A 13,805-nucleotide genomic window follows, 5' to 3' on the forward strand; every position below is an offset into this window, starting at 1 on the left:
CTTTGGGTTTTATTCATTTTTAATTAAAAATGTGTGTATTGAAAAAGATAAAATTTCCGGATTCTTAGCCAAATTAATAAAATATTTTTTGCCACTAATTGTTTCTGCCTCAACTTCTGTTCCATCGAAATATCTTAAAATATATCTTTCTTTTCTTCTGATACTTCTTGATGTGCTCCGAAACTCTTGATAAATGTCTTTTGATGTTGAATTGCTTGTTATAACTTTTGTATCATCTGTGAAATCTAAATAACTATAAATTATTTCTTCGTCTTCATCAATAGCATATATATCAAAATTATCTATAAAATTCTTTGCCAGTTTCGGAGTAAATAATATTGAGGAAGAATATAATTGTGGATAATAGTATGCTGAGAGATTTTTTTTCTTATCTGAATAACCAACACCACAACTCATTCTAATTCTCTCTACATTTTTTCTGAAAACTAAAATCCCATTTTTAAGTTTATATTCTTTTTTATTTGGAAATTTCCTACTTATTAATGTTCCTTTTCCGTCGTATTTTCTTTCTTCCCAAACGATCCATTCATTAAAAGAATTTTTATAATTCTGATAAATAATTTTCTCTCTTACAATTTCATTCTCATCATAAAAAATTTGTCTGAAAGATAATCCCGCATATTCTAATTTTTCACTTACTTTTCTTCCATTTTTCTTCTCAATCGTTAAAACAGAATCTCTTTCAATCCTAATAATCTGATGGTTCTTATAATTTTCAAAATGATATTTTGTTAATTTAGAATCTTTAGTTAAGGTAGAATCTACTTTATTGTAATTCTCAAATTTTTCCTTCCTAACTTCTGTATTATTAAAATATTTCTTAGTCCATATTCTACCGTTATCATACGTCTCTTCATAACTTAATTCCGGATTTTGTTCATTAAAGAAATATTTTATTCTGAAAACATTTAAAGAATCATTCTTGTTTGTATCAAACCTGTATGTTTCCTTTTCTTCATAAGATCTATTATTAAAATTTACTTTAGAAAATTGATTATAAACTCTTATTCGATTATCATTAACTAATCTCGAAATCTTGTTGATAAAATTACCTTTAAAATTCAATCTGAATTTTTCATTCTGCTTAGCTTTAATAGATGTTACGGAAATAAGTCGGTTCTCATCATCAAATTCAAAAAGGTCTTCTGTTAAAGAATCTTTCACCAAAATTGAATTTTTTGAAATGACCTGAACCAAGCGAATTACTCTGCCTCCCTTTTTAAGCTTTAAAGATTTAATTTTATTAATTTCTAAATCTTTAGCATTTCCATATAAGATTTCAGCCCAATTAATTTTTTGCTGAGCATGAACTTTAGATATGAATATCAGAAAAAAAAATAAAACTAATCTTTTCAATAAACTTTAATTTACTCTCTTACTAATGGCATTGTCGAGCAACGTAAAAGTCCTCCCATTTTAGAAATCTCGCGGTACGGAATTTCTTCAACGGTCATTCCCCATTCGTTTCTGAGGTGATTGTTCATTCTGGTGAATGCTTTGTCGGAAACTACGATTTCCGGAGAGATTGAAAAAATATTCGGGAACATTTCAAACATTTCCTCCGCTGTAACGTGGAAGCAGTTTTCTTCACCGAAAATATCAATAATCAGACGATAATCGCTTTCGTCTACAAATCCGTCTTTGTAAATAATACATTTATCCTTTCCAATGGGGTTGAATGTACAATCCAGATGTAAAATTCCTTCGTACGGTATTCTGTCGTTCTTTTTCAGTTCCAGATCGATGATTCTTTTTTTAGGAAAGTATTCTTTGAGAATTTCGATGGCATATTCGTTAGTTCTTGCCGTTTTATAACTTCTGTAATCTTCACTGAAACATGTTCCGATGAACAGAAAATCGTCCCAGACAATTACATCTCCACCTTCAATGTGTGCAGTTTCCGGAAGATTAATTATTTTTCTCCACGCCACTTTTTCAAAAACCGTTTTATACGCTTCCTGTTCGTCTGCTCGGTCTGCAATCACATTGGAAATGATCATTTTATCATCAATTACGAAAGCTACATCTCTTGCAAAGACCTGATTGTAGTCTGCAATAATGTCCGGACGAAGAACTTCTACATCATATTTCTTTAAAACCGCTTCGAAAGCGTTCATTTCATGAATGATATCCGACTCTTTCGGATATATGTTATTTTCGATAGAATGATACGATTTTGCATCATAACTTTCCTCTAATGTAGGAACTGCTCCCATTGAATTGGGCTGCCCTAAAACCACTGATTTCAGCCTTCCCGTTTCGTTTTTTATATTTAGCTTCATAAAGATTTATGCAATGCTACAAATATAAGTAAAGGACTGAATCTGGGAAACTTTTGTCCTGTTTTTAGGTGATCTGCGCAATATAAATCTATGAAATAATCTTCTTACAGTTTTTTACTTCAGCAGATTGATAGACTAAAGCATTTATTCACTTAAATAAGCGATTTTATCAGATAATTTTATTCACAATAATTGGTTATGAATTATTTTTTGATAAAATGTAAAAAGTTTTAATTAAAATTCCTACCTTAGTGATATAATTTCTGTAGAAATTAAAACATAAAACATTAACAATCAAACACCAAAAAAATCATGAACGCAAAAAAAACCGTGCTTCTTAAAGCACAAAAATTAGGCAGAGAGCAACAAAAAAACATCATTGGAGGAGCAACCACCGCAAGACGTTGCTGCGAATATGATTTTGAAACAGGAAAATGTACACTCTGGACTTGCGACAGATGTCAATGTCCATAACAGAAAATTAGACTTAAAGCCTGCTTTTGAAGCAGGTTTTATTTTTTAGTTTATTTTTGTACTTTATCATGAAAAAATCCGATAAATTTTTACACACTATCTGTATAGCAAAAATTAAACGAAGTACAATACAGCCTTATGATTTTAAGTGGACTCAATTCTATGAAGATGATTCAAAAGAATTGTTTATAGATTATCCAATTGAATTACTTGACGAAGAACGAATCATCTGCTCCACAATTATAAATGAAGATAATTTCAGTATTTTAACTACCAAGAAACTCATAACTTTAAAAAACGGTAGACTTCTTTGGGAAGTTGTATTAATGCAACAGATAAATTGTATGGAAAATTCAAAAGTAAAACAAAGGACTTCTCCTTAGGCTCTGTAGAACTGGAAAATGGCGAAATTTTAGAATATTTTATTGAAACAGGAAGAGCTTCGATGATAATGATCCAAGGTGTAAAGACGATGATACAAATTACAACCGTAAAAAAATAAAAAAGTCTCCAAAGCTGAGAAATAAAAAATCCCAAAGCAAGCTTCGGGATTTTTGTTTATAGTAAGATACTGATTATCTGTTAACCATATCAATATAATCTCTTTTTGGAGCTCCTTGATACACCTGTCTTGGTCTTCCGATCGGGTCTCCTTTCAGTCTCATTTCTTTCCACTGAGAAATCCATCCCGGTAATCTTCCTAATGCGAACATTACGGTGAACATTTCTGTAGGGATTCCTAATGCTCTGTAGATAATTCCTGAATAGAAATCCACGTTTGGATATAGTTTTCTTTCTACGAAGTATTCGTCTTCAAGAGCTACTCTTTCCAACTGCATTGCAATATCAAGCGCTTTATCCTGAATTCCTAATGCATTAAGAATATCGTCAGCAGCTTTCTTGATGATTTTTGCTCTAGGATCGAAGTTTTTGTATACTCTGTGTCCGAATCCCATTAAACGGAAGTTATCGTTTTTATCTTTAGCTTTCGCAATGTATTTAGATACATCTCCTCCATCTTTCTCAATCAGTTCAAGCATTTCGATAACCGCCTGGTTTGCTCCACCGTGAAGTGGTCCCCAAAGTGCAGAAACCCCTGCAGAAACTGAAGCAAAAAGACCTGTATGAGCAGAACCTACCATTCTCACTGTAGAAGTAGAACAGTTTTGCTCGTGATCTGCGTGAAGAATTAATAATTTATCTAAAGCACCAACAACAACAGGATCGATTTCAAATTCCTGATTTGGCATTCTGAAAGCCATTTTGTAGAAGTTTTCTACATAGTTCAGGCTGTTGTCTCCGTGATTAAGCGGCAATCCCTGAGTTTTTCTGTACGTCCATGCGCAAAGGTGAGAGAATTTTGCAATTAACAATTCTGCTGCATGATCCATTTCTTCTTTAGAATTTACATTAACTGCTTTTGGATTAAACGCCGTTAACGCTGAAGTTAAAGAAGATAAAACTCCCATTGGGTGAGCAGAACGAGGGAAAGCATCCATGATCTTTTTCATCTCCTCTGCTACGAAATTATATTTTTTAATGTTTGATTCGAAAGAATTGTACTGATCCTGAGAAGGCAATTCACCGTGTAATAAAAGATACATCACTTCTGTGAAGTTAGATTTCTCGGCAATCTGCTCGATCGGATATCCTCTGTAGAATAATTCTCCTTTGTCTCCGTCTAAGTAAGTGATGTCACTAAGTGTAGCTCCGGTGTTCTTATACCCTAAATCAAGAGTGATTAGACCTGTCTGGTCTCTTAATTTTGAAATATCGATTCCTCTGTCTCCGATAGTACTATCCACAATTGGATATTCATATGAATTACCGTCGTAATTCAATATTACCTTGTTGTCTGACATTATTTAATTTATTTTTTTCTAAATATACTACTTATTACAAAATACGGCAAACTAAAAATTTCGCTTGCCGTTATTTATAAATTCGATTAATTATCTTTTGATTTTAAAAGCATCTAAGCCCGGAAAAACTGCGGTTTCACCAAGAGCTTCTTCAATTCTCAACAGCTGGTTGTATTTCGCCATTCTGTCTGATCTTGAAGCGGATCCTGTTTTAATCTGTCCGCAATTCATTGCTACTGCCAAATCTGCGATTGTAGAGTCTTCAGTTTCTCCTGATCTGTGAGACATTACAGAAGTGAATCTGTTGTTCTGCGCCATTTGTACCGCTGCCATTGTTTCAGAAAGAGATCCGATCTGGTTTACTTTTACCAAGATTGAGTTTGCAATTCCTTCTTTTACTCCTCTTGATAGTCTTTCAACATTGGTTACGAATAAATCGTCTCCTACCAACTGTACTCTGTCTCCGATTTTATCGGTTAACATTTTCCAGCCTTCCCAGTCGTTTTCCTGCATTCCGTCTTCGATTGAAATGATCGGATATTTCGCTGCCAGTTCAGCAAGGTAAGAAACCTGCTCGCTGCTTGAGAACTGAGCGGCATCCGGAGTCTGGAATTTTCTGTAATCGTAGATTCCGTCTTTATAAAATTCAGAAGCGGCACAGTCAAGCGCCAACATAATATCGTCACCCGGCTTATAACCTGCTTTTTCAATAGCCTGAAGTAAAGTATCCAAAGCATCTTCAGTTCCTTTGAAAGTTGGTGCGAAACCACCTTCATCACCTACTGCAGTAGACAGACCTCTTGAGTGAAGAATCGATTTAAGGTTGTGGAAAATTTCAGTTCCTTTTCTCAATGCGTGAGAGAAAGAATCTGCTTTTACCGGCATGATCATAAATTCCTGAAACGCAATCGGGGCATCGGAGTGAGAGCCTCCGTTGATCACGTTCATCATCGGAACAGGAAGGGTATTTGCATTGACACCGCCAACATATTTGTACAAAGGCATTTTCAATTCTGCTGCTGCTGCTTTAGCTGCTGCCAAAGAAACACCAAGAATTGCATTTGCTCCAAGATTTCCTTTATTATTGGTTCCGTCAAGATCAATCATAATCTGGTCGATAAGATTCTGATCGTATACAGGAAGACCTACCAATTCAGGGGCAATCACTTCTCTTACATTTTCAACCGCTTTAAGAACTCCTTTCCCCATATATTCTGAACCACCGTCGCGCAATTCCACCGCTTCATGTTCTCCTGTAGAAGCTCCGGAAGGTACCGCAGCGCGTCCCATCGCACCACTTTCCGTAAATACATCTACTTCAACTGTAGGATTTCCTCTTGAATCCAAAATTTGTCTCGCTTCTATGTAAGAAATGTAACTCATTGTTCGTTTTTTTATAGTTCAGACAAATTTAATCAATTTTTAACTTTTTAAAGCAAATGAATGGGAATTTATGGGGTTATTGTGAGTTAAATTTTAGTTAATTTTAATTATTTATAAAATATTGATCATCAAATAAAATCATCTCTACTTTATTCTATAATTTAATTTTACCCAAGCCAACTATTAGATTCAAAGCAACAATTAAATTTCCTTTCTTTTCATATTCACCATCAAAATTTTTACCGAATGAAAATGTAAGTCGTTGGTTTTTTGCCAATTCGTATTCAAAATTAAGAAGATATTTCCATGAAGATTCAAAGTCAGATTTATTTAGAATACTCCTATACATACACTCTCCACTCATTAGGAATTTCTCATCAAGTAGTTTTAACACTAATCTTGATCCCATATCTAAAGTATGAAGATTTTCTTTTTTCAGTGCTAGATTTGCTAATGGAGAATCCGGATTGTATAAATATCTTCCCATAAAAATCAATGTTGAAGAATGTTTCTCCCAATTATATCCACCTGTAACCCAACCTCCTACTTTTGTAACTTTTGAATTATTAAATTTATTATTATTAAAATCTAAAACTGTTCCCATTGATATATCCAGAAAAAAACCATAGCGTTCTAATTTAAGATTTTCAATATCTTTTCTGATTTTATTATCTAACTGTATATTCTCTATATTATGTTTTTCTTCTAAATATGAAATGCGTTTACCTTCATTAATAGTTATTTCGGTAATCTTAGCATCTGTCTCTAGATATTCTAGACCTTTTGTATCTCTAATATTTTTCAATTTTTGTAATAGAATCATTTTTTCATTATAATACCTCAATAAATCTGCATCATTTTCTATAAACTCAATTCTTTTTTGTTTAATTAAATGATATTTATATATTTCAGATAAGATATCTTCAGTTTCTTTATTAAAATCCCCCCTTACTATGGAGAATTTTGTTCCAATACCCATTTTTGACTTCTCCTCAATATTTGCATCTTCATCTTCTTTCAAATTTTTAAAACCAAATGAAATTATAAAGCTTTGTTTAAAAGTTTCATTAAATTTTGAATTATCAATTAAATTTTGATACTTGCCATTCAACTTAAACGGTGCTACATCTACAGCAAATGCCGCTGGTAAATTAGAAAAATTGTCTGATCCTTGTCTTAGAGAAATCATCAAACTTTTTAAATCTGTAGGTTTTTCAATGTCTGAATTTGCTATGCCTAATAAGTTTGCGCCTGGAGATGCCTGCGCACGTAAAACATCTAAATTTATCTCATCATCATCTTGACTAAAACACAAATGAGAAAACAAGAGTAAAATTAGAAGAACACTGAGTTTTATTGTTTTCATAATTTTTGATTTTAATAAAATGTCAAATAATATGTAAAGCTTGCTGTAGCCCCCTCATTTCCAACATCTACAGTATGCTTATCATCATAAAGAACTCTATTTTGTTGCATTATTTTAACCGTTAAAACAGTGTTATTATTTTCAGGAACTTGATTAGAATCTGTTATATCTGCCGCAATACAAAGTACATTTCCAATTAAATCACTACAAATCCCTAATATAATATTGTCGGTAGATGATTTTATAAATTTAACAGGCTCATTAGTTCTTAAAATTTTAATCTTTGCAGAACCAAATTGATTTTCACCACCAAAATAGATTGAAACAGTAACCTGAGAATTATCATTTGGTAAAAGAAGATTTTTAGTCACTACATAGTTACTGTCTTTTTCTGTGGAGCTTAATAAAGAATTATTTGTCATATTCATTTCCATAATCTTATAATTAAGGAGCTGTGTTTGAGCATTTAAAATTCTTACTGATTGATTTTTTTTTGTTTTCATGATTATTAGTTTTAAGGTTATTCTAATTTTTTAATTAGCCATTATTTTGATATTTTTTTATAACCGTATTAATTATTGCTTCAATAATTTTTTTGGCAAATAATGCAGATAATAAGCAATAGCATGTGAAAACAAAATAATCCATATAAGTTTCAAATTTTAAGATATTACTGTCTCCTGCTTTTAATATTAAAATGGAAAAAAATGATGCTATAATTCCAAAAAGAATACTTGCTATAATCGTTTTATTTTCATTGTTTATGTCTTTCTTCAAATCTTCTAACTGAGCATTCACTTTCTTCAGCTCTTCTCCAATCTGGTTACTGTCATTCGTTGCTTCGGTAATAGTTTCTGCTTTATCTACCAATTTTTTTGTTGTTTCTAAAATATCTTTCAGATAGGTATAAAAATTACTTGCATAACCACCCAATATGCCACAAACAATAATAATTACACATACTAATAAAGGGGTATTATTTCCGAAAACAACCTTCATATATTTTAAAATGTCCTCATTTTTTTTATTTTGAAGAGCTTTGTATTCATCATAATTGACTTTGAAATTTTCTTCCAGTAAAGTTTTAAGATTTGCGTTTGTGGAATCTTTCTTCAGCTCTAAAATTTTTGTGTTTTGAGTTTTAAGCAAATTTGAAATTTTGGCTAAATCCAAAGAATCTTGTTTTTCAATTAGCCCTTTCTTTGCAATAAAAACTTTTGATTCACAACTTCGTCCTCCATAATAATATATGTACAGACTCCCCATAACAAATACACAAAGTATCAGAATAGTAATCCACATTTGTTTTTTTTCATTTAAAGTTTTCATAGCTATTAATTTTTAAGTTGTTCATCAAAGTTCCTTTAAAAACAAATCTCTGTCAATTACACAAAAGGGTGATTTAAAATAAAAACAGCACCATAAAATGATGCTGCCTGTGTTTAATATTTAAAATTTCTTATAAATCGATTCTGAAAAACAGATGTGTTCCGTTTTCTGTAGTGACTTCGCAGTGTCCGTTTTGTTCCTGCATTCTCCGTTTCATATTTCGAAGTCCGTTTCCTTCTGATTTTTCGTGATTAATTCCTATTCCGTTGTCGGAGATTTTCATCATGAATTCTTTGTCTTTCTGGATGAACGACAATTTAATCTGATTGGACTGGCTGTGTTTGTAAGCATTGTTTAGGGCTTCTTTTAAGCATAGAAATAAATTTCGTCTCTGTTCTGTAGTGATTACTGTTTCCAAAACAACGTTTTCACTTTCTGTAAGCAGGAGAATTTTTGTTTTCTTCAAAAAATTTTGTGCATACATCTTTGAATAATCGATGAAGCTTCCCAAAGTATCGTTTCCTGAATTGAGGCTCCAAAGCATTTCCCTCATGGAAAGATTCATTTCTTCGGAGGTTTTCAGGAGTTCGTCGATGTCATTTTTCAGATCATCATTTTCTGCCCGTTGTTTTAAAAATTCTGCCTGCAATTTTAACGCTGAAATTCCTGCACCGAGATCATCGTGCATATCGTGGGAAATTCTTTCCCGCTCTGCTTCAATTGATTTTTGTTTTTCGAGTTCTTTTTGGAGGAGCTGGTTGTGGTGTTCGGATTGTTGGAGTTGGTTTTCTTTAATTATCATTTGCTGCTTTCTCTTGTAATTTATTACAACAAAAAGCATAAAAACGAGCAACAACAAAACGAGCAATGTAGCTGAAATATATAATGTAATTACAGATTTATCTAAATAAAGTATTGCACTCATTTGTTTTTGTACATTAATACTAGTTTTAAAAAAATTGCATACGTAACAATATTTACACTAGCAAAGAAGATTCGAAGATTTTGCATGAATTCTTTATCCTCATCTTGAAAATAAAATCTGGGAATTGTTCTAAAGAGATACATTAAACACCAAAGCAACATTGCTGTTCCATACCAGAAAAAAGGAATACTTTGTATTTTTTGCTGTCCAAATTTTTCCCTTTCCATGATTAAATAAAAACCATACAAACAGGCTATGATAACATAAAAACAACTTATAATACCACAGAAATCACTGTATTGCGAGAGACAATACTTGTTAAATGTCAAGATCAAGAAAAGGGAAATAATTCCGTAAGATAAAAGAAACTTACTTTGCTTAAAGTGGATTTGAAAAAAGTAATAAACGTAAGTTATATTAAGAATATCCAATAAAAAATAAAGACCTGTGAGATTACTTTGATTTAAAAACTTAGCAAAATATACAATACATTCAATACCAAAAATTATTGTAAAATTCAGATATAAATAATTATTTCCTATTCCATCAGCTTTTTTTGCACATGACAAAATAGTTATAACTAATAAAATTGAGTAGTACAAATATATCAGTAAATCTAAGGCCATTGTTGACCACGATTAAAATATTCGTCATTTCCATTAATTTCTGCTATTCCAGCAAAACTAAGTTTATTACCATAAACAGTTGAAAACATAGATATTTTTGTAGGATTTCTTTGAGCTATGTCTTTTGCATACTTAAGCTCATCAACGATGTGTCGTGTTGCACCTAAACCCTTAGAAGCTATTTTACTATCAAATCTAGAATGAAAAGTTGTCACAGCAGTTTCAAAATCAGTGGGTTCTACTTTTATAAAAAATTCATTTTCTAAAATATAAAAAGAGTCGTCTTGATAATAGTTATCTTCAACGGCATCTGATTTACTAAATCTAATTCCCAAACCATATTGAGATGATGAAGTAAGAACAAAATAATTATAAATAAAATCATAACTACTATTATCATTGATAACTCTCAAAAAACTGTTAGGTCGGATTACAATAGGATTCTTTGGCAACGGATCAATTGCAAAAGTACGATCAAATTTGTTTTTCATACCGTTAAAGTCCACAGAACTTATTGGTTGATAAGCAAATTTAGCCTTAAAATTTTTTAGTGCTTTCAACAAATCTTCATTAATCTTACCTAAAGCTAATTCATTCGAATTACTAATATAAATTTCTTCTAGTTCATTGATATTATTTTTAATCAATTGTGAAACCTCTACCTGTGTATAAATTCTCTTTCCCATAATTCTCAGTTTTTAAAATGGTTAAACTTATTAATAGCCTCCACTTTGTTGTTAACGTGGAGTTTTCTGTAAATGTTTCCGACGTGCTTTTTCACGGTATCGATACTTATGAATTTTTTATCGGCGATTTCTTTGTAGAGCAATCCTTGAGATAAAAGTTCCAGTACTTCTTTTTCTCTTTCCGTAAGTTCATCATACCCTTGTATTTCTGGGAGTTTTCTTTCGAAGTGGCTGAGAACTTTTCGGGCAATCGAGAAACTCATGGGAGCCCCGCCGTTGTATACATCTCTTATTGAGGAAAGGATCTTATCCATGCTTTCGCCTTTTACAAGGTAGCCCATTGCGCCGGCTTTTAAAGAATTGAAGACTTTTTCGTCATCTTCAAAACTAGTACACATGATAAACTGCGTTTGAGGCAATCCCTTCCTAAGCTTTTCGATAATTTCAATACCGAGCATATCCTGTAGCTGAATATCCATCATTACCACATCCGGAGAAAGGTCAGAAAGATTTTTTAATGCTTCATTTCCATCAAAAAACTGCGCAACGACTTTCATGTCATCCTGATAATTGATGACTTTCTTCAACGCATTGTTGTAGTTTTTTTCGTCTTCTACTATGGCTATGGAAATGCTCATGTCGGTTATTTTGTTTAAGACAAATTTCAACAGAAAACAAAACAAAGTCAATTACCCTTTTGTGTAATATTCAGAGTTTGAGTTCATGGCTTTTGGTTTAGTTTTTGTTTTTACTAAATTTAGTGAAAATTATTTTACAAACGAAAATATTTAACAATCAATACCTTAAAAAAATTAACATCATGAAAAATGTACTTTTGATCGCTATTTCAGCGATTTCTTTGTCGTTGATAAGCTGCAAAAAAAGTGAAGAAGGGAATAAAAGTGTGCTGAAAACTAATAATTCAGGTCCCATTTTGGCAGATAATGGCAAAATAGACTCAACGGTAAGCTATGATACAGATATTAACGGAAAGAAAAGTATAAAGACAGATTATGTGTATAAAGCTACCGACGGAAGTCTCGCAAAAGTTGTTTTTAATTACCCGGAAAAAACAATGAGTATAAGAAGCAATAATAAGACTTTCATCCTGAATAAAGTAGAATCCAACGGCAGTGAAACCGTCTACGAAAAAATGGATATGAAAGCTACTGTGAAAAAAGACAGCCTGATCCTGAATCAGGGGAACAATATCATCCAGCTTGTAAAAACCAAAATATAATGCATAAAAAACCGCTCAGTAATCTGAACGGTTTTTATTTTTATATCTGATGAATATTATTCTTCAGTTTTTTCTTCTGTAGAATCTGCAGCTTCAGCCGTTGGCTCAGCAGCTTTTTCTTCTACTACAGGAGCTTCAGCTACTACAGCTTCTTTCTTAGCTGTTGCAGATCTTCTGCTTCTTCTTGTCGCTTTTTTCTCTTCCGCATTCGGATTGTAAAGCTCGTTGAAGTCTACCAATTCGATAAGAGCAGTATCAGCAGCATCACCTGGTCTGAATCCTGTCTTGATGATTCTTGTATAACCACCGTTTCTCTCAGCGATTTTTGGAGCTACCGTTCTGAACAATTCAGCAACTGCTTCTTTATTTTGAAGATATGAAAAAACAATTCTTCTGTTGTGTGTAGTATCTTCTTTTGCTTTTGTTAATAGAGGCTCAACATATACTCTTAAAGCTTTAGCTTTAGCAACAGTAGTGTTGATTCTTTTATGCTCAATTAGAGAACAAGCCATATTAGAAAGCATAGCACTTCTGTGAGAAGCTGTTCTTCCTAAGTGATTGAATTTTTTACCGTGTCTCATTATTAATTATTTATCAGCGTCTAACTTATATTTTGCAACGTCGAAACCGAAGTTAAGACCTTTTGAATGCACTAATTCTTCTAGTTCTGTCAAAGATTTTTTACCAAAATTTCTGAATTTCATCAAATCAGACTTACTGTAAGAAACCAATTCTCCAAGAGTTTCCACTTCAGCCGCTTTCAGACAGTTTAGGGCTCTTACGGAAAGATCCATATCTGCTAATTTAGACTTAAGTAATTGTCTTGTATGAAGAGTTTCCTCATCATATTGGATAGATGCTTTTACAGCTTCCGTTTCAAGCGTGATTCTCTCATCAGAGAACAGCATGAAGTGATAAATTAATATCTTAGAAGCTTCTGTTAAAGCATTCTGAGGACTGATAGATCCGTCAGTTTCTATATCTAATACAAGTTTTTCGTAGTCTGTTTTTTGCTCTACACGATAATTTTCAATGCTATACTGTACTTTCTTGATTGGCGTGAAAATAGAGTCAATCGCAATTGTACCTACAGGTGCATTGTTTGACTTATTTTGTTCAGAAGGAACATACCCTCTTCCTTTTTCTATATTGAAAGTAATTTCGAAAGTTACATCACTGTTCAGGTTGCAGATCACCAAATCCGGGTTAAGAACCTCAAATCCGTTGACAGACTTACCTAAATCACCAGCAGTAATAACCGTTTGACCTGAAACTTTAGCAACAACCTGCTCATTCGATTGGTTTTCTGCCGTAGCTTTTAATCTTACCTGCTTAAGGTTAAGAATAATTTCGGTAACATCTTCGATTACTCCTGGAATAGTTGAAAATTCGTGCTCTACACCTTCTATTTTGATAGATGAAATAGCATAACCTTCCAGAGAAGAAAGCAACACTCTTCTCAAAGCATTACCGATTGTAAGCCCGAAACCTGGTTCTAGTGGTCTGAATTCGAATTGACCTCTAAATTCATCAGAGTTAAGTAAAATTACTTTATCGGGTTTTATGAATTGTAAAATTGCCATATTATTGGGTTGAGCAAAAATTTGATTA

14 protein-coding genes are annotated in these 13,805 nt (G+C 32.5%); 2 read left to right on the plus strand and 12 right to left on the minus strand.

All coding sequences use genetic code 11. The annotated features are described in order from the left end of the window. Positions 1-9: 9 nt before the first annotated feature. Positions 10-1,377: a hypothetical protein gene (locus tag AC52CF_RS18810; RefSeq protein WP_290265997.1), complete on the minus strand. Its 1,368-nt coding sequence runs from the start codon at positions 1,375-1,377 to the stop codon at positions 10-12. Between the two features lie 11 nt (positions 1,378-1,388). After that, a complete protein-coding gene (locus tag AC52CF_RS18815; RefSeq protein WP_076391890.1) occupies positions 1,389-2,303 on the minus strand; it encodes a dimethylarginine dimethylaminohydrolase family protein in 915 nt (304 codons plus the stop codon). Between the two features lie 784 nt (positions 2,304-3,087). Between AC52CF_RS18815 and AC52CF_RS18820 the strand changes: the two genes are divergently transcribed. Next, positions 3,088-3,279 (plus strand): hypothetical protein, encoded by a 192-nt coding sequence (locus tag AC52CF_RS18820; RefSeq protein WP_496517558.1) that lies wholly within the window; start codon positions 3,088-3,090, stop codon positions 3,277-3,279. Positions 3,280-3,352: 73 nt separating this feature from the next. Here AC52CF_RS18820 and AC52CF_RS18825 read toward each other — a convergent pair whose 3' ends face one another. The 8 genes from AC52CF_RS18825 to AC52CF_RS18860 form a co-directional block, all read right to left on the minus strand. After that, positions 3,353-4,639 carry a citrate synthase gene (locus tag AC52CF_RS18825; protein ID WP_076391888.1) on the minus strand — a complete coding sequence of 429 codons (1,287 nt, stop codon included), beginning with the start codon at positions 4,637-4,639 and terminating at the stop codon, positions 3,353-3,355. 90 nt (positions 4,640-4,729) lie between these two features. Further along, complete coding sequence (gene eno, locus AC52CF_RS18830; RefSeq protein ID WP_076391886.1) at positions 4,730-6,022, minus strand: phosphopyruvate hydratase; 1,293 nt, start codon at positions 6,020-6,022, stop codon at positions 4,730-4,732. A 154-nt stretch (positions 6,023-6,176) separates the two neighbouring features. Then, positions 6,177-7,388, minus strand: coding sequence for a hypothetical protein (locus AC52CF_RS18835; protein ID WP_214588348.1), 1,212 nt, complete (start codon positions 7,386-7,388; stop codon positions 6,177-6,179). Positions 7,389-7,399: 11 nt separating this feature from the next. Beyond that, positions 7,400-7,891: a hypothetical protein gene (locus tag AC52CF_RS18840; protein WP_214588347.1), complete on the minus strand. Its 492-nt coding sequence runs from the start codon at positions 7,889-7,891 to the stop codon at positions 7,400-7,402. A gap of 34 nt (positions 7,892-7,925) precedes the next feature. After that, entirely contained in the window at positions 7,926-8,717 is a 792-nt protein-coding gene (locus tag AC52CF_RS18845; protein ID WP_214588346.1) for a YEATS-associated helix-containing protein, read from the minus strand. Positions 8,718-8,847: 130 nt separating this feature from the next. After that, entirely contained in the window at positions 8,848-9,642 is a 795-nt protein-coding gene (locus AC52CF_RS18850) for a sensor histidine kinase (RefSeq protein ID WP_214588345.1), read from the minus strand. A 616-nt stretch (positions 9,643-10,258) separates the two neighbouring features. Beyond that, positions 10,259-10,954, minus strand: a complete 696-nt coding sequence (locus AC52CF_RS18855) for a hypothetical protein (protein ID WP_214588344.1) — start codon at positions 10,952-10,954, stop codon at positions 10,259-10,261. A gap of 5 nt (positions 10,955-10,959) precedes the next feature. After that, positions 10,960-11,592 carry a response regulator gene (locus tag AC52CF_RS18860; protein ID WP_214588343.1) on the minus strand — a complete coding sequence of 211 codons (633 nt, stop codon included), beginning with the start codon at positions 11,590-11,592 and terminating at the stop codon, positions 10,960-10,962. A gap of 182 nt (positions 11,593-11,774) precedes the next feature. Here AC52CF_RS18860 and AC52CF_RS18865 point away from each other — a divergent pair, with 182 nt between their 5' ends. After that, positions 11,775-12,194, plus strand: coding sequence for a hypothetical protein (locus AC52CF_RS18865; RefSeq protein WP_214588342.1), 420 nt, complete (start codon positions 11,775-11,777; stop codon positions 12,192-12,194). A 56-nt stretch (positions 12,195-12,250) separates the two neighbouring features. On the opposite strand, the gene rplQ is transcribed toward AC52CF_RS18865, so the two are convergent. Then, positions 12,251-12,775, minus strand: coding sequence for a 50S ribosomal protein L17 (gene rplQ / locus AC52CF_RS18870; RefSeq protein ID WP_076391872.1), 525 nt, complete (start codon positions 12,773-12,775; stop codon positions 12,251-12,253). 6 nt (positions 12,776-12,781) lie between these two features. Next, the gene (locus AC52CF_RS18875) at positions 12,782-13,777 is read right to left on the minus strand and encodes a DNA-directed RNA polymerase subunit alpha (protein WP_062162712.1); all 996 of its coding nucleotides are present in this window, start codon (positions 13,775-13,777) and stop codon (positions 12,782-12,784) included. Positions 13,778-13,805 lie beyond the last annotated feature (28 nt).

Source organism: Chryseobacterium sp. 2P, assembly GCF_059579425.1.